Raw genomic sequence first — 21,768 nt, 5'->3', positions numbered from 1 at the left:
CTTGAGCGTATGGGAGCAGGGGCTGTAGCACGACGCGTGCGCATCGTTGAAGGTCATGACTTTCACCGCCGGTTTTCGGGGCGTGTTAAAGTGCGCAGTCTGGGCCCGCGCCGTGTGCGGCCCGGGTCGTGGGGGAGCGGATCATGCGCCGGATTTCGGACAATTCGGACACTGTTTTTTCCGGCGCGGAGTCCGAAACCGTGATCGCGCTGATCCCGCATCCGTCGACGCCGTCCGCCGGACTGCAGATTCACGTCCAGGCGCGCCGCAGGGACGGCGTCGTCAGCCTTGAGTATCGGGTGACGGGTCCGGTCGCCGCCCTCCGGCTGCCCGATCCCACGGCACGGGAGCGGACCGACGGCCTGTGGCGCACAACCTGCTTCGAGGCATTCGCGGGGCGGGGCGCCGGCTATGCGGAGTACAATCTGTCGCCCTCCGGCGCCTGGGCGGCCTACGGGTTCGATGGCTATCGCGCAGGCATGGCGTCGCTTGAGCAGCCGGCGCCGCTGATCGTGACGCGTCAGACGGCCGAGACTGTCGTTCTCACCGCCGATGTGGTTCTGCCGGCCGATGCGGACGGCCGGATCGGTCTGGCGGCCGTGCTCGAGACCCTGGACGGGGCGATCAGCTACTGGGCGCTGGCGCATCCGGCGGAAAAGCCCGACTTTCATCATCCCGACTCATTCGTCCTGACCCTGCCCGAGACTTCCGCATGACATTCGGCCTCGACCGTCTGCTGTCCGATCCTGAGCTGCGCCTCGACCTGAAGGGGCGGCGCGTGGCGCTGCTGGCGCACCCGGCCTCGGTGACGGCGGACCTGACCCATGCGGTGGACGCCCTGGCGGCCTGTGACGACGTCACCCTGACCGCCCTGTTCGGGCCGCAGCACGGCATGAAGGGCGACCTTCAGGACAACATGATGGAGAGCCCGGATTACCGCGACCCGGTCCACGGCGTGCCGGTGTTCAGCCTCTATGGCGAGGTCCGTCGTCCGAAGGACGAGTGGATGGAGACCTTCGACGTCATCCTGATCGACCTTCAGGATCTGGGTTGCCGCATCTATACCTACGTCACCACATTGCTCTATGTGCTTGAAGCGGCGCAGAAACATGGCAAGTCCGTGTGGGTTCTGGACCGCCCCAATCCGGCGGGCCGGCCGGTGGAGGGGCTGACGCTCCGTCCCGGCTGGGAGAGCTTCGTCGGCGCTGGTCCCATACCCATGCGCCACGGCCTGACCATGGGCGAGCTGGGCCAATGGTTCATCCATCACTTCAAGATCGACGTGGATTACCATGTTATCGAGATGGAAATCTGGTCTCCGGATCAGGCGCCCGGTCACGGTTGGCCGCTGTTGGAGCGCGCCTGGGTCAACCCCAGTCCCAATGCGCCCAACCTGTCCATGGCGCGCGCCTATGCCGGCACGGTGATGCTGGAAGGCGCGACCCTGTCCGAAGGTCGGGGCACCACGCGCCCGCTGGAGCTTTTCGGCGCCCCCGACATCGACGCCCGCGCCGTGATCGCCGAGATGCAGGCCCTGGCCCCGCAGTGGCTGGGCGGTTGTGTGCTGCGCGACATGTGGTTCGAACCCACTTTCCACAAGCACGTGGGCAAGCTGTGCAGCGGCGTCCAGATCCACGTGGACGGACCGCACTACGACCACGCCGCCTTCCGGCCCTGGCGGGTTCAGGCGCTGGGCTTCAAGGCCATCCGGCGGCTGTATCCCGACTACGACCTGTGGCGCGACTTCCCGTATGAGTACGCCTTCGGCAAGCTGCCCATCGACGTCATCAACGGTGGACCCGCCCTGCGCGAATGGGTCGATGACGCCGCCGCCACACCCGCCGATCTGGACGCCCTGACCCTGCCGGACGAAGCGGCGTGGATTGAGGAAAGACAGCCTTTCCTTTTGTACTGAGCCTCAGTGCAGCTTGAGCCGGCCCGAAATGCGGTTGTGCATCAGCCGGGCCAGCGCCAATACGGCTGTCCGCACCGGTCCCAGAATGCGGCGGTGATGGTCCAGATGCAGCGACATATAGGCCCAGCGCGCCGTCAGTCCCTCGACGAAGAACCGGTCCCCCAGCAGCCCGCCCATCAGCGACCCCGCCGCCTCGTCGTCGCCCAGCGCCACCAGCGAGCCGCGGTCGCGATAGACGAAGCCTTTGCCCTCGGATCGTCCCTGCGCATCCGCCAGCAGCGCTTCGCTCAGATAGTCCGCCTGCTGGGCCGCCGCCTGGGCGCGGGCGGGGATAGGGCGGCCGTTCGCGCCCGGCGTCTCGGCGCAGTCGCCCATGGCCCAGATCCCGGGCGCCGAGGTGCGCAGGCGATCGTCGGTGACGAACTGGTTCAGCTTGCCGGTCTTCAGGCCGAAGGTGGCGTTCCGCTCGTCCGCCTTGACCCCGGCGGCCCACACGATCAGGTCAGCCGGAACCTCGCCCTGTGAGGTGTCCAGCCCATCGGCGCGCACCCGCTCCACCTTGGTGTCGATCATGACCCGCACGCCCTTGCCCGCAAGGGCGGCCATGGCCTGGCTGGCGACGCGCTCGGGCAGCCCCCCCAGGATGCGCGGCGCCATTTCGACAATCGTGACCTCGAGCCGGAACTGCTGGTCGTGGGCCAGGGCCTCTTGAAAGGCTTCGTGGGCCTCCAGCAGCTCGGCCGACAGCTCCACCCCCGTCGCGCCGGCGCCGACGATGGCGACCCTCAGCACCCGCTCGTCGGAAAAGGCCGTGGCCATGAACGCCGTGGTCAACCGCTTCTGGAAGTCGCGCGCATCGTCGGTGTCCTCCAGCAGACGGGCATGCTCGGCCGCGCCCGGCGTGCCGAACAGGTTCGAGCCGCTGCCGGTGGCCAGCACCAGCCGCTCGAATCCCACGACCCGCTCAGGCACGATCACCTTGCCATCCGGGTCGCGCATCTCCGCCAGCGTCAGGCGCTTGCCCTCCACATCCAGCCCCGTCATGTCGCCCAGGCTGAACTTGAAGGAGTTACGCCGGGCCAGCATGGGGTACGACAGCCCCTCCTGATGGGCGTCCAGGGTCCCGGCGGCGATCTCGTGCAGACTGGGTTTCCAGATATGCAGCGGCGTCCGGTCGATCAGCAGCACCCGCCGCCGTCCCTCCCTGCGCCCCAGCCCGCGGCCCAGCCGCGAGGCGAGAAGAAGCCCTCCGGCGCCGCCCCCGACGATTACGAAATCCACATGCATGCCGGTCCCCGCTGTCCTGCTCGTCTCCAGCTCCTTTAACGCACGGCGTCCCGCTTCGTGCGAGCCGGGCCGGGATAATATGCCGCGCCCGGATCACGGACTTCTTGGCTTGCACCCGGGCGATGCCCTATATGGTCGCCTGTAGTTCGCGTCGGCATACCGCCTCCGCTTTCGAATCAGAGACGAGACCTCATGCAGCCCGGCATCTGGCAAATCCTCATTATCGCGGTCATCGCGCTGCTGCTCTTCGGCGGCCGTGGCAAATTGTCGGGCCTGATGGGCGACGCCGCCAAGGGCATTCGCGCCTTCAAGGACGGTCTGTCCGGTGGCGACGATGACAAGAAGACCAACGAGACCCCGGCCGGCGCCTTGCCGCGCACCGAGGCCGAAAAAGACGAAGCCCAACGCTGACCGCGTCCGCGCAGAGGGCTTGATTCATGGGCGGCTTGGGCCCCGGCATCGGCGCCACCGAACTCCTGCTGATCGGCATCATCGCGCTCATCGTGGTGGGGCCGAAAGACCTGCCGCTCCTGATGCGGCGGGTGGGTCAGTTCATGGGCAAGGCGCGCGGCATGGCCGCCGATTTCCGCGCCAGCTTTGACGAGATGGCGCGCCAGTCCGAGCTGGACGACCTGCGCAAGGAGGTCGAGGCCCTGCGCACCGGGCAACTGGCCAAGCCCCTCGGCGCCGAGACCGAAGCCACCTTCCGCCAGATCACCGACGACCTGAACAAGCCGGTGGTGCCCACCAGCTACGGCGCCTCCGATCCCCCGGCCCAGCCTGCGCCCCCGGCCATTCCGGCGCCGGTTGCGGCTGAGCCCGCCAAGCCCGCGCCCAAGGCCACGACTGCCAAGCCGAAGACGTCCAGCGCCGCCAAGCCACCCGCCGCGAAGCCGAAAGCCAAGGCAGCGACGAAGGCCAGACCGAAAACGACGACTGCTAAAGCTACGCCCGAAAAGGCCGCCGCTGCGGCTCCCGCCAAGACCACCCCGCGCCGCAAGCCGGCCGCCAGGAAGACCCCGGGGGCCGGATCGTGAGCCGCCCCGAGGACGACGAAGCCGACATCGAATCCTCGCGCGCGCCGTTGCTGGAGCACCTGACCGAGCTGCGCAGCCGCCTGCTGGTGTGCGTCGCCGCCTTCATCCTCGGCTTCATCCTGTGCTTCGCCTTTGCCGGGCCGCTGTATGTGTTTCTGGTCAAGCCGTTCGCGGCCGCGTCCGCCCTTTACGAAGCGTCGGGCGGGGACGGCGTGTCGCCGATTGACCTGATCCTTGCCACAGCCGGGATCATGCCCTTGCCCGAGGGTGGATCGGCCGTGGGCCTGATCTCCACCGCGCCGCTCGAGTTCCTGATCACCAAGATCAAGCTGGCGGCCTTCGGCGCTATCGTCATCACCTTCCCGATCCTGGCCTGGCAGGTCTACGGCTTCGTGGCGCCGGGGCTGTACCGCAACGAGCGCAAGGCGTTTCTGCCGTTCCTGCTGGCCGCGCCCGTCCTGTTCCTGATCGGGACCGGGATGGTCTATTTCATCATGCTGCCCTTCGTCATGTGGTTCTCGCTGAGCCAGCAGATCGCCACGGCCGAGGTGTCAGTGGCTCTGATGACGCGGGTGTCGGACTATCTGAACCTGGTCACGGCCCTGCTGCTGGCCTTCGGCCTGTGCTTCCAGTTGCCGGTGGTCATGACCCTGCTGGGTCTGGCCGGGATCGTCAGCGCCGAGGCGCTGTCCAAGGGGCGGAAATACGCCGTGGTCGCCATCTTCGTGGTGGCCGCCTTCGTGACGCCGCCGGATCCCGTCAGCCAGAGCATGCTGGCGATCCCGCTGATCATTCTCTACGAAATCTCGATCTGGTGCGTGCGCCTGATCGAGACGCGCCGCCGCCGCGAGGACGAGGCCGCAGCAGCCTAGGCCTGGAGCGAGAGAAACCGCTTCATGTCCATGCTGGACCGCTCGCCGACGGAGGGCAGGCAGTTCTCGAGCCAATGGTCGGCCGCCTCGCGCCCCCGCGCCTTCAGGTCCAGCAGGAAGGTCCATTCGGTGTTGAACTTGGACCCCAGCGACAGGTCGTCCAGATGTCCGTCCGCCGACACGGCGTGCAGCAGCATGTGGCGATAGCGACCCCGCGCCGTCTCGGTCAGCTGACCTTCCTCAATCAGTTCCTGCACGAAGGCCACGGCCCGCAGTTCGGCGGTGAGGGGCGCGTTGAAGGCGATCTCGTTCATGCGGTCCATGATCTCGCCGGGCGCCTTGGGCGTATCGTCCCGCTCGAACGGGTTGAGGGGCAGGAGCAGGATGTCGTCGGGGGTGTCGTCATAGAACAGCGGCCACAGCGCCGGATTGGCCAGATAGCCGCCGTCCCAATAGGGCTCGTCGTCGATGGTCACCGCCTGGAACAGGTGGGGCAGGCAGGCCGTGGCCATCAGGACCGCGTCGCTCATCTCGGCCGAGGTGAAGATGCGCGCCCGCCCGTGCTTCACCGCCGTTGCCGACACGAACAGCTTGATCGGCGAGGCCCGCACGGCGTCGAAATCGATCGAGGCGTCGATGACGCGCTTCAGCGGGTTCAGGTTGAAGGGATTGAACTCATAGGGGCTGGACGACATGGCCATGGCCTTGAACGAGCGCCAGAAGGGCGTCTCCTTCAGCCAGCCGGGGTTGGTCATGGCGTTCCACACGCCGCTGTCGCCGAAGACGTTGCGGCCGCCGGACTGGTTCATCTCGCGCCAGAGCTTGTCCAGGGCCTCGCGGGCGCCGTCACGGCCGTTCGCCGCCATGCCCGAAATCAGCGCCGCCCCGTTCATGGCCCCGGCCGAGGCGGCGGTCACCGCCTTGATCTCCAGCCGCCCGTCCTCCAGCAACCTGTCCAGCACGCCCCACTGGAACGCGCCGTGGGAGCCGCCGCCCTGAAGCGCCAGACAGACGGGCCGGAGCCGGTTCGGATCGGAGGGTTTCTTCCGCTTCAGCAAGCCTGTCCCTCCGATGGGGTCACTGGGCGGTCCAGCCGCCGTCGATGGAGAAGCTGGCCCCGTTGGCCGAGGCGCCCAGATCGCTGACCAGATACAGGAAGATGCCCGCCAGCTCGTCGGTGGTCACGAACCGCCGCGTCGGCTGGGACTTCAGGATCACCTCGGCCAGCACCTTTTCCCGGGGAATACCCCGGGTGCGGGCCTGATCGGCGATCTGCTTTTCGACGATCGGGGTTTCCACGAAGCCCGGGCAGATGGCGTTGCAGGTGATGTTCTGTTCGGCCAGCTCCAGCGCCACGGTCTTGGTCAGACCGATGACGCCGTGCTTGGCGGCCACATAGGCGGACTTGTAGGGGCTGGCCACCAGACCGTGGGCCGAGGCCACATTGATGATCCGCCCACGCCCCTGCGCCTTCATGATCGGCACCGCCGCCCGGGTCGCATAGAAAGCCGACGACAGGTTGATGGCGATGATCTGCTCCCACTTGTCGGCGGGGAATTTGTCGATGGCCTCCACGTGCTGGACGCCGGCGTTGTTCACCAGAATATCCAGCCGGCCCAGGTCGTGCCTGGCGAAGGCGACCATGTCGGCCACCTCGCTGCCGTTGCGCATGTCGGCGGCGTGGTAGCGGACCTTGACACCGTAGGCGGCTTCCATGCCCGAGCGGGTGCGCTCGATCTCGGCCGGGTCGCCCAAACCATTCAGCACGACATCGCCGCCCCGCGACGCCACCGCACGGGCCAGCGCCAGGCCGATGCCGGACGTGGAGCCTGAGATCACCGCTGCCTGACCCTTCAGGTCGTTGACGTCGGCGTTGAACGGACGCGGGGCATCCTTCGCCGTGTCGGAGCCGGAGATGCCTTTCAGCCACTGGAACATGCGGGGTCTTCCATCCTCCCGGCGAGTCGCCCGCCGGTTCTTGAGATCAATCTAGCGGCAGTCTGCGCCGGTGGCGACAGGGCGTCAGGATTTTCCCGATCTGATGAATATCCACTCGTTTTCGCTCGAGGCCGCCTTGTCGAATCCATAGCCGTCAAGGTCGAAGCCCTTCAGGTCGGCTGCCCGTTCGACCCGGTTGTCGATGGCCCAGCGCGCCATCAGGCCCCGCGCCTTCTTGGCGAAGAACGATATGATCCGGCTCTCGCCGTCGCGCAGTTCCCGGAACTGGGGCGTCACGACGGGCAGCTTCAGGGCCCGCGCGTCCACCGCGCCGAAATACTCCTGACTGGCCAGGTTCACCAGCGAGGGGTCGCTCTGGCCCTCGGCGTCAGCGTTCAGGCGTTTGGCGATGCGATCACCCCAGAAGTCGTACAGGTTCGCGCCGCGCCTGGTGCCCAGCCGCGTGCCCATCTCCAGACGATAGGGCTGGATGGCGTCCAGCGGCCGCAGCAGGCCGTACAGACCCGACAGGATACGCAGGTGTTCCTGCGTCCAGGCCAGGGCCTTGTCGTCCAGTTCGCGGGCCTTCAGCCCCTCATAGACATCCCCGGCGAAGGCGAACGCGGCAGGCAAGGCGCCTTCGTCGCTGTCCTGGTCAAAGGCCTGGAAGCGTTCGTGGTTGAGGTCGGCCAGAGGCTTGGAAATATCCATCAGGCGGCGCAGGTCCGCGCGCGTCAGCTTGCGCGTGACCTTGGCCAGTTCGGCGATGTCGGTGTCGAAGCGCGGTCGGGTCGGCTGGATCGCCGTCGGGGCTTCGGAATAGTTCAGACGCTTGGCGGGCGACAGGACAAAAAGCAAAAGCACGGCCTCCGGAGGTTTCGGGGCAGATAGGCGGTGCGGGTGACGATTGAAACCTTGACGCTCAGAAAAGCACCGACGGATTCATGATCCGCTGTGGATCGAGGGCGGCGCGAACCGCTTGCATGGCGGCCACCTGAACGGGGTCCTTGTAGCGCAGCGCCTCGTCGGTCTTCAGCCGCCCCAGCCCATGTTCGGCGGAGATGGAGCCCTCGAGTTCGCCGACGATGTCATGGACGATTCGCGCACCCTCGTCCTTGCGCGCGGCGAAGGCTTTCGGGTCTTCGCCCACCGGCGGCACCACGTTGTAGTGCAGGTTGCCGTCGCCCAGATGCCCGAAGGTCACCAGCCGGATGCCCGCGAACTGGGCGTTCAGGGCCGCGTGGGCGCGCTCGACGAATTCCGGCAGGGCGGTCAGGGGCAGGGAGACGTCATGCTTCCACCCGCCGCCCGCCGCCTTCTGGGCTGCCGACATCTCCTCGCGCAGCCGCCAGAACTGCGCCGCCTGCGCCGCGTTCTGGGCCATGGCCGCGTCCGAGATCAGGCCCCGCTCGAAGGCGTCCTCCAGTATGCGCTCCATGCCCCGCTCGGCGGCGCCCGGTTCGCCCGCTGCCAGTTCGATCAGCACCGCCCACGGGCTCGGCGTATCCAGAGGATCGCGGGTGTCGGGGATGTGGGCGAGGCAGATCTCGACGCCCTGCCGGTTCATCAGTTCGAAGGCCTCGACGCCCCCGCCGGTCTCGGCTTTGGCCACGGCCAGAAGTTCCAGCGCGGCGGCGGGCGCCTTCAGCCCCACCACCGCCGTGGCCCGGGACCGCATGACGGGAAACAGCTTCAGCGCCGCCGCCGTCACGATGCCCAGCGTCCCCTCGGCCCCGATCAGCAGGTGCTTGAGGTCATAGCCGGTGTTGTCCTTGCGCAGCCGCTTGAGCCCGTGGAAGATTTCGCCGTTGGGCAGCACCGCCTCCAGCCCCAGCACCAGATCGCGCGCCACGCCGTAGCGCAGCACCGCCGTGCCGCCGGCGTTGGTGGAGATGACCCCGCCCACCGTCGCCGTGCCTTCGGCCGCAAGGCTCAGCGGAAAAAAGCGGTCGGCTCCCGTCGCCGCGTCCTGCGCCTCCTTCAGCGTCAGTCCGGCCTCCACCACCATCACATCTTCCAGCGGCAGCACCTGACGCACCGACCGCATGCGGTTCAGGGAGATCAGCACCTCGCCATACGGGATCTGGCCGCCCACCAGCCCGGTGTTGCCGCCCTGGGGCGTGATGGCCACGCCCGCGCGCGCACAGACCGCCACGGCCCGGGCCACCTCTTCGGTGGAGGTGGGGGTCAGCAGGATCGGGGTGTTGCCCTCCCAGGCGCCGCGCCACTCGACCACGCGCGGTGCGATCAGGTCTGCATCCTGGGTCCAGCCTTTGGGGCCGAGGATCGCTTTCAGTTCGTCGAGGACGGCGGGGGAGGGTGCGGGCATGGACACGCTTGTCTCAAACCCGCATGGATCAGGAAAGCCAGAATGCGTGATCGACCGCGTGAGGATTGCTGAATGACCCCTGTGCCCGTCGTCGGCGTCGTGTGCCTCAAGGGCGACCAGGTGCTGCTGATCCGGCGTGGCACCGAGCCCCGTCTGGGGGAATGGAGCCTGCCCGGCGGCCGGATCGAGCCCGGCGAGCGGGTTCTGGACGCGGCCCTGCGCGAACTGAAGGAAGAGACCGGTGTCGATGCGGTCATCACCGGCCTGCTGGCGGTGGTGGACGGCGTCTTCCCTGATCACGACCGGCACTATGTGATGATCGACTACCGCGCCGAATGGACGGGCGGCCATCCGGTGGCCGGCGACGACGCAGCCGAGGCGGCGTTTCATCCACTGTCGGCGGTGGATGACCTGGTGGCGTGGGAGGAGACGCGGCGCGTCATCCACACGGCCGCGCGCGAGTCCCTCAGTCCAGGCGGCTGACCAGGGCCGACAGGTCAGGCCTGTCACGTTCCAACGGCGGGGCGGCGGGCGTCCCCAGATGGATGAAGCCGGCGATGCGCTCGCCCGACTGCACGCCGAACAGGGCTGTGGCGGCGGCCTCATAGCCGTACCAGTCGGTGATCCAGTTGGCGCCGAAACCGAGCGCATCGGCGGCGTGCAGCAGGTTCATGCACACGGCGCCCGCCGACAGTTCCTGTTCCCATGTCGGAATCTTGTGGCCCTGCACCGGCGTGGCCACCACCATGACGCAGACCGGCGAGGCCCGCAGCTTGGCGAGCACGGCGACGCTCTTGGGGTCCGGCGCCATCGGCTCCAGTTCGGCCGCGATCCGCGCCTTGGCCGCCCCGCCCAGGATCACGAACCGCCAAGGGGCCAGCTTGCCATGGTCCGGCGTGCGCGCCGCCACCGAGATGATTCGCGCGAGCTGGTCCTCGCTCGGTCCCGGCGCGCCGATGGTCTGGGCGGGAGTCGAACGCCGGTTCGACAGGCGCTTCAGATAGGCTTCGGACGGTTCGGGGGCGGGCAGGGGCGCGCCGACGGGGGCGTAAGGGCTCATGATCGATAGCTAGGCCTGCCGGCCCCGTCGCGCCAGACCCTATCTGCGAGCCGGTCTCAATTTGCAGGGCCGGGCTTTTGCCGGCTGCATCGCAGGCCTAAGTTCCAGCAGCTCGGGCCCGCGCGAAAGGAATCCTCATGGCGCAGCCACTGGAATTGGTCAGCGATACGCCGTCTCGGTGGCGGCAACTGCGCGAGGCGGCCGAACAGGCGGCGCGCGACGAACCGCGCCTGTCGTCCCTGATGAACGCCACGGTCCTGTCCCACGACGATCTGGCCGGCGCCCTCAGCTATCAGATCGCGCGCAAGCTGGGCGATGCCGAGCTGGGTCCCATGAGCGTGCGGGAGGTCTGCGCCCAGGCGTTCGCCGCCGATCCCGCCATCGTCGCGGCTGCCGGCGCCGACCTGCAGGCGGTGGAGGAGCGCGATCCCGCCATCAAGTCGCTGCTGCAGCCGTTCCTCTACTTCAAGGGCTTCCAGGCCATTCAGGCGCACCGCGTCTCGCACTGGCTGTGGACCCAGGGCCGCGAGACCCTGGCCTTTCATTTCCAGAGCCGCATGTCCGAGCTGTTCCAGGTGGACATCCATCCGGCGGCGCAATTGGGGGCCGGTCTGTTCTTCGACCATGGCACCGGAATCGTCATCGGCGAGACGGCGGTTGTCGGCGACGAGGTCTCCATGCTGCACGCCGTGACCCTTGGGGGGACGGGCGCTGAGCGCGGCGACCGCCACCCCAAGATCGGACGCGGCGTCCTGCTGGGCGCCGGGGCCAAGGTGCTGGGCAACATCGCCATCGGCGAGTACGCCAAGATCGCCTCGGGCTCGGTGGTTCTGAAGCCGGTGCCCGCGCACTGCACCGCCGCCGGGGTGCCCGCGCGTCTGGTCAATTGCCCCACCGGCGAACAGCCCGCGCGCACCATGGACCACACCCTGGCCGACATCGCCTATGACTTCGTGATCTGATTTCTGTTCAGTGCGTTTGAAAAGCGGCGCAGGCTTCAATAGGGTCCGCGCCTTCAAATCATAGAGGCCGCTCCACCGTGAACGACACCGACATCAAGCGCATCGAGACCCATCTGAAGCGCACCTTCAACACCGGCGGCATCAACCTGAAGGCCCGCCCCAAGCAGAACGACTCCGCCGAGGTCTATGTGGATGACGAGTTCATCGGCGTGGTCTTCAAGGACGAGGACGACGACGGCTCGTTCATGTTCGAGATGGCCATCCTGGCCGAGGATCTGCCCCCGGCGTAACCGCCGCAGGCAAGGCACGAAAAAGCCCCGGACGGTCAGACCGTCCGGGGCTTTGTCGTTTCAGGCGCGACCTACTTCTTGCCGAAGATCGCGTCGCCGATGCGGGCGAGAATGCCCTTTTTGGCCGGAGCGCTGCGCGACGACGAAGTCGAAGCGGCGGGCGCGGAAGCGGCCGGAGCGGGCGCGGCTGCGGGCGCCGGAGCGGCCTTGGGCGCAGCCGCGGCCACTGGACGTGTGGCGGTTGTGGTCGTGCGACGCGGCGCCGTGGACCGGTTCGCTGTCGCGCGAGTCGCAGCGGTGGTCTTGGGCTTGGCGGCCGACGTGCGGGCGGCGGGCTTCTTCGCCGCCGTAACCGGCGTCTTCACAGCCCCCGTCCTGGGAGCGGCTGTCTTCGGTGCCGTCGTCTTGACGGCCGGCTTCCTGGCGGCGGTCTTCGGCGCGGCGGTCGCCTTGGTCGCCGTGGCCTTCACCGGAGCCTTGGCGGCCGTGGTCTTCGGCTTGACGGCGGCCTTGGGCGCCGCAGCCTTTGCAGCGGGTTTCGCTGCGGTGGATTTCGCCGTCGTTGACTTGGCCGTCGCGGGTTTTTTCGCGGCGGTGGTTTTCGACGTGGTTGGACTCTTGGCCATGTATTCCCCGACCCCTCGGTGATACGAGCACGCAGGGGGCGTGCTCCTGTCTACGATTCCACACCATACCGATGTTTGAGAAATGTCCGAGTCCGCCGTTCAAATAATTGCGCGTGGCGCGCGAAAAGCCGCCGAGGCCGCCGCCGCCGCCATCGACGCCGATCCGTTGCTGGAGGGGGCGACCTACTCGATCCTCGAAGAGGACGAGGACAAGGGCATATGGCGCATCGACGCCTTTCCGACGTCCACCGAGGAAGCGGCCGGAATCGCCGCGCGTCTGCGGGCGCAGGGGGAGCTGCGCGTGGCGATCGAGAAGCTGGCCGACGCCGACTGGCTGGCCATGTCACTGTCGGGCTTGCCGCCGGTGCGGGCGGGGCGCTTCTTCGTCTACGGCGCCCACGATCAGGGCCGGGTGCCGGTCAACACCGTCAATCTGATGATCGACGCGGGCGCCGCATTCGGCACCGGCCACCACGGCACCACGGTCGGCTGTCTGGTCGCCTTCGACGAACTGCTCAAACGCGAGCGGTTCGAGCGGGTGCTGGACGTGGGCGCCGGCACCGGGGTGCTGGCCATCGCAGCGGCGAAGACCGGCAGCACCGTCGCGCTGGGCACCGACATCGACAAGCCGTCCGTACGGATCGCCAACGAGAACGCCAAACTGAACGCCGCCCCGGCTCGCTTCGTCCATGCCTCGGGTCTGAACGACCAAACCGTGCGCGGCCATGGTCCCTATGATCTGGTGTTCGCCAACATCCTCGCCCCGCCGCTGGTGTCCTTGTCGCAGGACATCAAGACGTCGCTGAAGCTGGGCGGCGTGGCCATCCTGTCGGGACTGCTGCGCACCCAGGAGCGGCGCGTCTCCGCCGCCTATCTGTCGCGCGGCTTTCGCCTGGAGCGGCGCATCCATCGCGACGCCTGGAGCGCGCTGGTGTTGAGGCGGGTGGGGTAGAAGCGACGGAATGATGGGCGTAAGTCATTCGCCCATGAGACAGACATTCGACGAAACCACCGAGCCGTCCTTCGGCGCCAGACACCTGCCGCTGGTCCGCGAACAATTGAAGGCCCAGGGACTCGACGGCTTCCTCGTTCCGCATGAGGACGAGCATCAGAACGAATATCTCCCTGCCGCCAACGACCGGCTGGCCTGGGTGTCCGGCTTCACCGGCTCGGCCGGGGCAGGCGTGGTCATGACCGACCGCGCGGCGGTGTTCGCCGACGGCCGCTACACGGTTCAGGTCCGCGCCCAGGTGGACGCCGACCAGTTCGACATCCTGTCCTATCCCGACGACGTCCCGACCTATCTCGCCAGGGCGCCCAAGGGCGCCGTGATTGGCTATGATCCGCGCCTGCACAGCCCCGACGCTTTGGCCGTTCTCAGACGCGCCGTAAACAAGGCCGGCGCCGAACTGAAGCCAGTCCCGATCAATCCTGTTGACGTCGCGTGGGCCGAGCGCCCCGCCCAGCCTCAGGCGCCCGTGGTCCCGCATCCCGAAGCCTACGCCGGCGAGACCAGCGCCTCGAAACGTGCGCGGGTGGGGCAGGGGCTGGATGACGCGGGCGCTGACGCCGCTGTCCTGACCGCGCCGTCGTCCATCGCCTGGCTGTTCAACATCCGCGGCGGCGACGTGATCCGCACGCCCCTGCCGCTGGCCCAGGCGATCCTCAGCGCCGACGGAAGCGCGCGCCTGTTCCTCGACCCGGCCAAGGTCACCGGCGATTTGCCGTCGTGGCTTGGCAATCAGGTCTCTCTCGAGAAGCCCGATGACCTGCCCGCCGCCGTCGCCGATCTGAAGGGCAGGCGCGTCCTGATCGATCCGGCGCAATCGTCGGCCTGGTATTTCGACCAACTGGAGGCCGCAGGCGCGACCGTGGTCCGCGCCGCCGATCCCTGCGCCCTGCCGCGCGCAGCCAAGAACGCGGTGGAGATCGAGGGCTCGCGTCAGGCCCACATCCGCGACGGCGCCGCCATCGCCAACTTCCTGCACTGGGTCGACACCGAGGCGCAGCAGACGTTGCCCGACGAACGGGCCATCGTCGAAAAGCTGGAAAGCTTCCGCGAGGCCACCGGCGCGCTGAAAGACCTCAGCTTCGACACCATCGCCGGCGCGGGCCCCAACGGCGCCCTGCCGCATTACAAGCCGGTGACCAGCACCATCCGCCGCATCGAGACGGGCAGCTTGCTGCTGGTGGATGGCGGCGGCCAATATCTGGACGGCACCACCGACATCACCCGCACCATGGCCATCGGCAACCCCACCGCCGAGCAGAAGGACCGCTTCACCCGCGTCCTGAAGGGCCACATCGCCATGACCGTCGTGCGTTTCCCCGCAGGAACCACGGGTCATCAACTGGACGCCCTTGCGCGTCTGCCCATGTGGATGGCGGGCCTCGACTATGACCATGGCACGGGTCACGGCGTCGGCAGCTATCTGGGTGTCCACGAGGGGCCTCAGCGCATCGCCAAGGCGGCGAACACCCAGCCGCTTCTGGAGGGCATGATCGTTTCCAACGAGCCCGGCTACTACAAGCCCGGCCACTGGGGCATCCGCATCGAGAACCTGCAGGTGGTCACGCCCGCCACGCCCATCGAGGGCGGTGAGCGGCCCATGCACGGCTTCGAGGTCCTGACCTTCGCGCCCATCGACCGGCGCCTGATCGAGGTGGGTCTGCTGACGCCGGACGAGCGCACCTACATGGACGCCTATCACGCCGAGGTGCTCGACAAGATCGGCCCGCAGGTGGGCGGAGATGTCCGCGCCTGGCTGGAGGCCGCGTGCGCGCCGCTGTAATCGCGCTGGTCGCACTCGGACTGGTCGCGCCGGTTCAGGCCCAGACCGCCCGCCTGTCCCGCGACGTCCTCGACGTTATCCCGCCGCCTGAGCGCGTATCGGGCGAGCCGGGCGCCATGCGCGTCATACAGTCCGGCTGCCGCGTCGGCCCCACCGACTGGGCCCGGCGCCGCATCGTCGATGTGGCGGTGCAGGAGTGGGCCTTCTTCGGCTTCCAGACCCTGGACGCGCGTCCGGTGGAAGCGGGGCGCTTGCCGGACGGCGTTGTGCCGGATGCCCTCAACCCTCGCCGCCCGGCGCCGAGACAGGTGCGCCATATGCTGCGTTTCGGCGACTGGGAGGACCGTGACCGGGTCACCGCCACGGTCGCCGGCTACTGGTCGGCCACCCCCGACGGCGCCGAGGTCATCGGCGATCAGAACCGGGAATGGCGCCGGACCGACCGCCCCATCGACTGGGTCCAGCCGTGGTCCGCCGCCTTCATCAGCTGGGTCATGTGCGAAGGCGGGCTGGGCGATATGAGTCAGTTCGCGCGCGACATCTCGCACCGGGTCTATATCGATCAGGCCATACAGGCGCGGGACGGTCAGGCGCCGGACGCCGCCTTTGTGGCGCACGACGCGGGCGAGGCTGAAATCCAGCCCGGCGACCTGCTTTGCAACGCTCGCGGTTCAGCGAGCTATCGGTCGCTGGCTGACCGACGTCGCGAGAGCGGCGAGTACGCCCCGCTTCACTGCGATATCGTTGTGCGGGTCGATGTGGAAGCCGCTCTGTTCCACATGATCGGCGGCAACGTCATGAACAGCGTCACCCTGACCATCCTTCCCGGCGTGCGGGATGGCGATTACCTGCGCCCGCTGGCCGAGGACGATCTGGACGGCGCGCGCACCATGTTCGCCCACCTGAAGCTGCGGGCGCCTGCCATCGCCACGGACGCGCTGGACGTGACGCCGACCATCCGCGCTCTCAGCGCCCATGCGCCTTAAGGGCGGAAAATCGAGACAACGAGTCGGATCTGACCTGCTAATGGCCTGGAAGCCGCCGCGGGTTCGTTGACGTCGCGAACTCAGTCGCCGGGAGGGGCGAGCACTGGCGTTTGGGCCAGGGAGAGGTCGCCAATCAATCGATCCAGGGTGTCACGGAAAGCGGGGATATCAACGTCAAATGGCGCCCAGTGGCCCACTGCTGGATGGCCTGCTTGATCGTGTGTCCTGGTTCTATAAAGTGTGGGTACCCAGACTTCGTGATCGATCGTCATGCCCCAGGCGCTGTGATAGGTGATGCCCGGCTTTTGCTTGATCAGACTCGGCACAATTGCTGCCGATCCATGCATCGTAACGAAAAAATCAATCTTGGCCGCCAGTTTGATCTTTTCGCGGTAGCTCATGCTGAACGATTCTATTACGCTGAACTGAACGCCACACTTCTTCATCGCTCTTCTGTAGAATGCGCGTATGGTTGAAATAATTCTATAGTCTTTTGTGTTTAGCGCTATCGGAGAAGGTGACCAGCCGTCGATAATCAACTGAACCCGCGATCCGAAATGGTCCTGAAGAGCGAGCAGAAGCTCGGAAAATACCGCCTCCTGGTTCTTAAGCCGTCCCTTTTCGATTTCGACGCTGAACCAGACGGTCCTGTAGCCCTCTCGACCGGTCAGTTTTGAGACCTCCGGCCAATCTTCTGCTGGTGACGCTTTTTCGGCGTAGCTGACCAGTCGGGTTCGGAGGGAATCAGTCATGTGGCTGCCGGACCGCATCAGCCTGTAAACGAACAGGTTCTTGGCCATCACGACCCGATTCAGGTCGCTCATGTTGGTGTAGATGACCTTCACGTGAGGTGGCGGATCGAACAACTCATCGGTCAGGATGAATGAGTTATCGATCGGCACGATGAGATAGTCCAGCGCCTCCCAGAACGCATCCATCTTTCCCTTTTCGATGTAGTGCTGAAGACCTCCCATCGATTCGCGGATGAAGTGCGTGGGCCGTTCGTCGCCCACGATGCAGCCAACCTCACGAGCGCCGGGTTCCGACAGGTAGCGATAAAACCCACGCTCAAGCTTGGCGGCGGTGGTGTGGCAGCGGGACAGGACCGCATAGTGGTCCTCGTTGTGATTTCTGATATCGACCCAAATTTTCTTGGCTAGGTAGAACAGGGCATAGGGTTTCGACCCGATGCACATGATGAAGCCGGGACCCGACGGCCCAGTAAAGAACAGATAACTGTATTTTCGGAAAATCAGAGACTTGGTCGAAATCGTGATCTTTCCGGATAATGGGTCCAGAAACTCGACCTTTTTTCGGGTCAGGATTTTCAGAACACTGAGGTTGTGGCCCGGGAAGCGTGCGAACTGGCGGACCACTTCCGCAAGGCGCTGCTCCCCCAGCATCTGCAGGGTCGCGGCGTGGTTTGTCGTTCCCGGGACGATGGATAAAGCGGTCCAGTCACGAACCCCTGCTTCCATGTCCTTCACAAGCGCCTGAAACGCCTTGTGCAGCCCTTTAGCGAGTAGCAGCGACAAGCTCTTAACCTCTGTAATTGTCCAAGGCTCAGAACGCGCCGTAGCGGTTCAGCACATCGTTCAGGTCCAGACCACGCGCGACCGAGACCCGGATCCGCGCCTCGTTTTCGATCGTATTCCAGACGATGGTCTCCACTTCGTCCCAGCGCTCCTGGGGAATAACCACGACACCATCGCCGTCAGCAAAGATGTAGTCGTTGTTGCGCACGGCCACGCCGCCGATTTCGACGGGCATGTTCATGCTTTCCGTGGTGCCTTCGTACTTGATATCGTCGCAGTACGCGCTTCGGGCGAACACAGACAGGCCCAGCTTGGACACGGCTTTCACGTCCCGGGTATAGCCGTCGATGATCGCACCCGCGGCGCCGGCTCGCGTCGCGATCATCGCGTTCAGATCACCGAAATAGGCTTTGTCGGGCACGTCGTTGGACACCACGATGATGTCCCCCCGCCGCACGAACTGATACGAATCCAGCGCCCGATAAATGCCTTTCCATTCGTCCGACGTGGCTGCGCCCTCGCTGACCGGCTTGAGTTTCAGGGTCTTGGCGCGGCCCAGGATGGCTCCGCCGGTGATCTGGCGAATATTCGGCGGCAGCACGGCGCGGATTCCCAAATCCTTGCAAGTGTCTGCGAAAGCCGGCGACGAGGCGTTATGCAGCAAGGCGCGCAGGCGCTGATTCATTCGCTCGCGGTAACCGGCGCAGATCAACTCCGCCAGTTCCATGTCGGCCGGGTAGTTGATGTCGATGTCTTCTTCCGGCGTAACTTCGAACATCAGGGGGCGCTCGCCAAACCGCAGGATTCTATCACCCCCGGCGGCCTCCCCGCGAACGATATAGAGCGACATGGCTTCAAGCGTGCGGTCCGGCAGATCAACGCTGTTTGGGACGCGGCCTCGTCCGTATGCGGGCTGACCCTCGATCCATTCATACATCTTGTGGCTGCGCACCGCTATGAGACTGTCGTGCTCGGGGCTGTCGATCAGGGCCTGGAGCGCCCGGTCGACGGTGCGGTGATCAATGAACGGCGCGGTGCACAGAGCCTGGACGTAGAAGTCAGCGGGGCCGATCTTTCTGACCGAGTGCTGGAATAATTCGTGGCCGTCAGTCGCATTGGTTGCGAAGCTTTCGTCCCTGTCGATGAGCTTGATCGGCAGGTCCGCCGCCGCCGCCCGGATGTCGGACGACTCGGTGTCCAGATAAACGTCGGTGATGCGTTCAGACCGAAGGAGTTGGCGCAATTTGCGCTTGAACAGGTGTTCCCCGTCCAGGATCGCCATGTTCTTGCTCGGCACCCTGGAACTGGTGCCCTTGGCGGGGACGAAAGCGGCGATTTTCATGACACGCTCAAATCACTCAGCCCCGGAGGCGCGTTCACCCCGAGCTTGAAAACCCCCACTGGGGATGGTGAAAAAGGCTGGCACGCTATAGTGCGGCAGCTTCTCCAGGGCCAATCCGGTCTGTCTGGCGAATTCGTCAGCAGCGATCGTGGCGCCGCCGACGGCGTTGTAGTCGTCAAACACGATCAGACCACCGGGCACCACGCGCTCCGCCAGAAGCGAGAGGGCGAACTGCGTCGGTTTGTAGACGTCCATGTCGAGATGGAGGATCGCGATCCGGAGTTCGGGTCGTCGCGCCAGATAGGCCGGAAGAGTCTCGAAAACATCACCGGGGATCAGTTCGACATTGCCGGTGGTTTTGGCCTGAATGGCTCCATCCAGATCTTCGCGCGAGATGCCCTGTCCGCCCGCACCCTCGAATTTCTCGATGAACTGCTGGTCCGCCTGGTTTTCGCCCTCGGCGACCGGAAATTTTCCGAACGCATCAAAACCCAGCACCTTTCGGGAGTGCTGGTTCTCCAGCGTCTCCCGGAAAGCCAGGAAGCGCATCAGCGAGGCGCCCTTGTAGACACCCAACTCCAGAACATCGCCCGGAAGCGTCAGGATTCTCTTGTACAGCTCGTAATGCGCAAGAAATTTGCCGATGCGGTGATGGGGCGCCTTCAGGAAGTAGGTGTTCTCGGCCTCGTAGATGTCGAGGGTGTCATTGATCTTGTAGTTCGCCATGTTGTCTCCGCCAGTGTCGGCCTATCCGAGCAGATCGATAGCAACAAGCACGCCCTCAAGGCGATTGCCATCCGAGACAACGGGAAGCGACAGGTGCCTCGCGAGGCCGCGATCCCCCTCAAGCACATCACCGACCCGCATCCCCGGGGCCACCGTTTCCGGGCTGCGCTGCATCAGGCCTCTCGCCTTGGTCGCCCGAGGGTCTTCCGAACGTCGAAGGGCGTTGCGGATGTCGCCATCGGAAACGATACCCAGAAGACGACCCTCGCTATCGACGACACACGCCAGGCCGATACGCTTGGCGGTAATGACATCCACGACCTCGGCGAAATCCGAATCGAGAGAAATGGTCGGAAGATCGTCTCCCTTGCGCATCACATGGGCTACCTTTGCCAGCCGGCGCCCAAGAAGGCCCGCGGGGTGGTTTTCGGAGAAGCCCTCGGCCGTGACACCCCGGGACGCCGATGTGGCCACGGCGAGGGCGTCGCCGATGGCAATCTGCAAGGTCGTGCTCGTCGTTGGGGCCAGACCGAGGTTATCCGCCTCGCCCACCTTTCCGTAACAGAGCACGGCGGCAGCAGAACGGCCCAAGGGCGAGTCGGCGTTTCCGATAACGGCTATGATCCTGGCGTCGCGCGCCTTGAGGGCGGGCAGAAGAGAAACAAGCTCCTGGGACCCGCCCCCGTTGGATAGCGCGACGACCACCGCGCCGGCTCGGACAAGTCCAAGATCGCCATGAGCGGCGCTCGTGGGGTCAAGGAAGATCGATGGCGTATCCAGGCTGGACATGGTCGCGGCGATTTTTCGCGCGACCAGTCCTGATTTGCCGACGCCCGTCAGGATGATCGGATAATCGGTGTTCAGGAGCAGGTTGACCGCCCGTTCCACCTGAACCGGATCGATAGAAAGCGCAGACAGCGCTTCTCCCTCGGCTCTGATCACGGACGAAAAATATTGGCTGATCACAAGGCGCCTGTCTGAACCGCGTTTCTTCAACATGAAAAGGGCAGCGGCCATTGCGAACCGCTGCCCTCGAACGGGGAGGAACATTAAATAGCTGTCCACGATGCCGCAAGGCGAAAGCCCGCAGGGCATTGGCGCGCGCCGCCGTCTGTTGCAAAATGGGTCGCATGATACCAAGTGGGGCCCGCCGTACGTCGGCGCACCGCCCCCATCTCGAGGAACACCATGAACCCCAACGCCGTGATCGAACTCTCCGAGGGGCTGTCGCGTCCCGTGCGCATCGGCGGTGGCGGACGCATCGTGTTCATCGCTGGACCGTGCCAGTTGGAAAGCCGGCAGCACGCCCTGGAGATGGCAGCCGCGCTCAAGGAGATTGGCGAGCGGCTGGATGTGGGGATCATCTACAAGACCAGCTTCGACAAGGCGAACCGTACCTCGGCCAACGCGGCGCGCGGGTTTGGACTGGAAGGCTCGCTGCCCATCTTCGCCGAGATCCGCGAGACCCTGGGCCTGCCGGTGCTGACCGACGTGCACACCGAAGAGCACTGCCGCATCGCGGGTGAGGTCGTTGATGTGCTGCAGATCCCGGCCTTCCTGTCGCGCCAGACCGACCTGCTGATCGCCGCGGCCCAGACCGGCAAGGCCATCAACATCAAGAAGGGTCAGTTCCTCGCCCCCTGGGACATGAAGAACGTCATCGCCAAGGTGACGGGCGCGGGTAATCCCAACGTCATGGCCTGCGAGCGCGGCGCCAGCTTCGGTTACAACACGCTGGTGTCGGACATGCGCGCCCTGCCGATCCTGCGCGAGATTGGCTGTCCCGTGGTGTTCGACGCCACCCACAGCGTGCAGCAGCCGGGCGGTCAGGGCACGTCCTCGGGCGGCCAGCGCGAATTCGTGCCGGTTCTGGCCCGCGCCGCCGTCGCGGTGGGCGTGGACGCCGTATTCATGGAGACGCACCAGGACCCCGACAACGCGCCCTCGGACGGCCCCAACATGGTGCCGCTGGACCAGTTCGAGGCGCTCGCCGCTGATCTGATCGCCTTCGACGACCTGGCCAAGCGCCAGGCGGCGCGCAAGGCGGCGTAGGTCGTCTTGGGCGCGAAGG

23 protein-coding genes are annotated in these 21,768 nt (G+C 66.1%); 13 read left to right on the top strand and 10 right to left on the bottom strand.

Annotated elements, in window-relative coordinates:
- Positions 1 to 143: 143 nt before the first annotated feature.
- Both ACK4SE_RS07570 and ACK4SE_RS07565 read left to right on the top strand, forming a co-directional pair.
- Positions 144 to 716 (top strand): DOMON-like domain-containing protein, encoded by a 573-nt coding sequence (locus tag ACK4SE_RS07570; protein ID WP_409690679.1) that lies wholly within the window; start codon positions 144 to 146, stop codon positions 714 to 716.
- Positions 713 to 1,915, top strand: coding sequence for an exo-beta-N-acetylmuramidase NamZ domain-containing protein (locus tag ACK4SE_RS07565; RefSeq protein WP_409690676.1), 1,203 nt, complete (start codon positions 713 to 715; stop codon positions 1,913 to 1,915). The genes ACK4SE_RS07570 and ACK4SE_RS07565 overlap by 4 nt, the downstream gene beginning before the upstream one ends.
- 3 nt (positions 1,916 to 1,918) lie before the next feature.
- Here ACK4SE_RS07565 and ACK4SE_RS07560 read toward each other — a convergent pair whose 3' ends face one another.
- The gene (locus tag ACK4SE_RS07560) at positions 1,919 to 3,202 is read right to left on the bottom strand and encodes an NAD(P)/FAD-dependent oxidoreductase (protein WP_409690674.1); all 1,284 of its coding nucleotides are present in this window, start codon (positions 3,200 to 3,202) and stop codon (positions 1,919 to 1,921) included.
- Positions 3,203 to 3,394: 192 nt separating this feature from the next.
- Here ACK4SE_RS07560 and tatA point away from each other — a divergent pair, with 192 nt between their 5' ends.
- From tatA to tatC, 3 genes are read left to right on the top strand one after another with little or no spacing between them, the layout of a single operon-like run.
- Positions 3,395 to 3,613 (top strand): twin-arginine translocase TatA/TatE family subunit, encoded by a 219-nt coding sequence (gene tatA / locus ACK4SE_RS07555; RefSeq protein WP_409690671.1) that lies wholly within the window; start codon positions 3,395 to 3,397, stop codon positions 3,611 to 3,613.
- Positions 3,614 to 3,639: 26 nt separating this feature from the next.
- Positions 3,640 to 4,239, top strand: coding sequence for a Sec-independent protein translocase protein TatB (gene tatB / locus ACK4SE_RS07550; protein WP_409690668.1), 600 nt, complete (start codon positions 3,640 to 3,642; stop codon positions 4,237 to 4,239).
- The gene (gene tatC / locus ACK4SE_RS07545) at positions 4,236 to 5,111 is read left to right on the top strand and encodes a twin-arginine translocase subunit TatC (RefSeq protein ID WP_409690665.1); all 876 of its coding nucleotides are present in this window, start codon (positions 4,236 to 4,238) and stop codon (positions 5,109 to 5,111) included. The genes tatB and tatC overlap by 4 nt, the downstream gene beginning before the upstream one ends.
- On the opposite strand, the gene ACK4SE_RS07540 is transcribed toward tatC, so the two are convergent.
- The 4 genes from ACK4SE_RS07540 to ACK4SE_RS07525 all read right to left on the bottom strand — a co-directional run bounded on the left by ACK4SE_RS07540 (position 5,108) and on the right by ACK4SE_RS07525 (position 9,378).
- Positions 5,108 to 6,169 (bottom strand): patatin-like phospholipase family protein, encoded by a 1,062-nt coding sequence (locus tag ACK4SE_RS07540; RefSeq protein ID WP_409690663.1) that lies wholly within the window; start codon positions 6,167 to 6,169, stop codon positions 5,108 to 5,110. The two genes, tatC and ACK4SE_RS07540, sit on opposite strands and share 4 nt — an antisense overlap.
- 19 nt (positions 6,170 to 6,188) lie before the next feature.
- On the bottom strand, positions 6,189 to 7,049 hold the full coding sequence (locus ACK4SE_RS07535) for a 3-hydroxybutyrate dehydrogenase (RefSeq protein ID WP_409690661.1): 861 nt from the start codon (positions 7,047 to 7,049) through the stop codon (positions 6,189 to 6,191).
- An 84-nt stretch (positions 7,050 to 7,133) separates the two neighbouring features.
- Positions 7,134 to 7,907 (bottom strand): peroxide stress protein YaaA, encoded by a 774-nt coding sequence (yaaA, locus tag ACK4SE_RS07530; RefSeq protein WP_409690798.1) that lies wholly within the window; start codon positions 7,905 to 7,907, stop codon positions 7,134 to 7,136.
- A 64-nt stretch (positions 7,908 to 7,971) separates the two neighbouring features.
- A complete protein-coding gene (locus ACK4SE_RS07525) occupies positions 7,972 to 9,378 on the bottom strand; it encodes an FAD-binding oxidoreductase (RefSeq protein ID WP_409690659.1) in 1,407 nt (468 codons plus the stop codon).
- Between the two features lie 72 nt (positions 9,379 to 9,450).
- Between ACK4SE_RS07525 and ACK4SE_RS07520 the strand changes: the two genes are divergently transcribed.
- Positions 9,451 to 9,861 (top strand): NUDIX hydrolase, encoded by a 411-nt coding sequence (locus tag ACK4SE_RS07520; protein WP_409690656.1) that lies wholly within the window; start codon positions 9,451 to 9,453, stop codon positions 9,859 to 9,861.
- Here the strand turns inward: ACK4SE_RS07520 and ACK4SE_RS07515 are convergent.
- Positions 9,845 to 10,438 (bottom strand): nitroreductase, encoded by a 594-nt coding sequence (locus ACK4SE_RS07515; RefSeq protein WP_409690654.1) that lies wholly within the window; start codon positions 10,436 to 10,438, stop codon positions 9,845 to 9,847. The two genes, ACK4SE_RS07520 and ACK4SE_RS07515, sit on opposite strands and share 17 nt — an antisense overlap.
- A gap of 137 nt (positions 10,439 to 10,575) precedes the next feature.
- Here ACK4SE_RS07515 and cysE point away from each other — a divergent pair, with 137 nt between their 5' ends.
- The 6 genes from cysE to ACK4SE_RS07485 all read left to right on the top strand — a co-directional run bounded on the left by cysE (position 10,576) and on the right by ACK4SE_RS07485 (position 16,094).
- A complete protein-coding gene (gene cysE, locus ACK4SE_RS07510) occupies positions 10,576 to 11,400 on the top strand; it encodes a serine O-acetyltransferase (RefSeq protein ID WP_409690651.1) in 825 nt (274 codons plus the stop codon).
- 77 nt (positions 11,401 to 11,477) lie between these two features.
- Positions 11,478 to 11,690 (top strand): DUF3126 family protein, encoded by a 213-nt coding sequence (locus ACK4SE_RS07505; protein WP_021697123.1) that lies wholly within the window; start codon positions 11,478 to 11,480, stop codon positions 11,688 to 11,690.
- A gap of 78 nt (positions 11,691 to 11,768) precedes the next feature.
- Positions 11,769 to 12,338: a hypothetical protein gene (locus ACK4SE_RS07500; protein ID WP_409690649.1), complete on the top strand. Its 570-nt coding sequence runs from the start codon at positions 11,769 to 11,771 to the stop codon at positions 12,336 to 12,338.
- A gap of 60 nt (positions 12,339 to 12,398) precedes the next feature.
- A complete protein-coding gene (locus ACK4SE_RS07495; RefSeq protein WP_409690646.1) occupies positions 12,399 to 13,268 on the top strand; it encodes a 50S ribosomal protein L11 methyltransferase in 870 nt (289 codons plus the stop codon).
- Positions 13,269 to 13,302: 34 nt separating this feature from the next.
- Positions 13,303 to 15,108 (top strand): aminopeptidase P family protein, encoded by a 1,806-nt coding sequence (locus ACK4SE_RS07490; RefSeq protein WP_409690644.1) that lies wholly within the window; start codon positions 13,303 to 13,305, stop codon positions 15,106 to 15,108.
- A complete protein-coding gene (locus ACK4SE_RS07485; RefSeq protein WP_409690641.1) occupies positions 15,093 to 16,094 on the top strand; it encodes a DUF2272 domain-containing protein in 1,002 nt (333 codons plus the stop codon). The genes ACK4SE_RS07490 and ACK4SE_RS07485 overlap by 16 nt, the downstream gene beginning before the upstream one ends.
- A gap of 80 nt (positions 16,095 to 16,174) precedes the next feature.
- Here the strand turns inward: ACK4SE_RS07485 and ACK4SE_RS07480 are convergent, their stop codons facing one another.
- From ACK4SE_RS07480 to ACK4SE_RS07465, 4 genes are read right to left on the bottom strand one after another with little or no spacing between them, the layout of a single operon-like run.
- Positions 16,175 to 17,629, bottom strand: coding sequence for a glycosyltransferase 61 family protein (locus ACK4SE_RS07480; RefSeq protein ID WP_409690639.1), 1,455 nt, complete (start codon positions 17,627 to 17,629; stop codon positions 16,175 to 16,177).
- A 28-nt stretch (positions 17,630 to 17,657) separates the two neighbouring features.
- Positions 17,658 to 18,971 carry a cytidylyltransferase domain-containing protein gene (locus ACK4SE_RS07475; protein WP_409690635.1) on the bottom strand — a complete coding sequence of 438 codons (1,314 nt, stop codon included), beginning with the start codon at positions 18,969 to 18,971 and terminating at the stop codon, positions 17,658 to 17,660.
- Between the two features lie 12 nt (positions 18,972 to 18,983).
- Positions 18,984 to 19,697, bottom strand: a complete 714-nt coding sequence (locus ACK4SE_RS07470; protein ID WP_409690632.1) for a TylF/MycF/NovP-related O-methyltransferase — start codon at positions 19,695 to 19,697, stop codon at positions 18,984 to 18,986.
- Positions 19,698 to 19,718: 21 nt separating this feature from the next.
- Positions 19,719 to 20,714, bottom strand: coding sequence for an SIS domain-containing protein (locus ACK4SE_RS07465; RefSeq protein ID WP_409690630.1), 996 nt, complete (start codon positions 20,712 to 20,714; stop codon positions 19,719 to 19,721).
- A gap of 171 nt (positions 20,715 to 20,885) precedes the next feature.
- Here ACK4SE_RS07465 and kdsA point away from each other — a divergent pair, with 171 nt between their 5' ends.
- Positions 20,886 to 21,749 carry a 3-deoxy-8-phosphooctulonate synthase gene (kdsA, locus tag ACK4SE_RS07460; protein ID WP_409690628.1) on the top strand — a complete coding sequence of 288 codons (864 nt, stop codon included), beginning with the start codon at positions 20,886 to 20,888 and terminating at the stop codon, positions 21,747 to 21,749.
- Positions 21,750 to 21,768: the final 19 nt, after the last annotated feature.

It is taken from the genome of Brevundimonas sp. (assembly GCF_046293315.1).
In the GTDB taxonomy this organism is placed as follows: domain Bacteria; phylum Pseudomonadota; class Alphaproteobacteria; order Caulobacterales; family Caulobacteraceae; genus Brevundimonas.
Note: the sequence above shows the minus strand (reverse complement) of the source record. Positions and strands in the feature narration are given on the sequence as shown.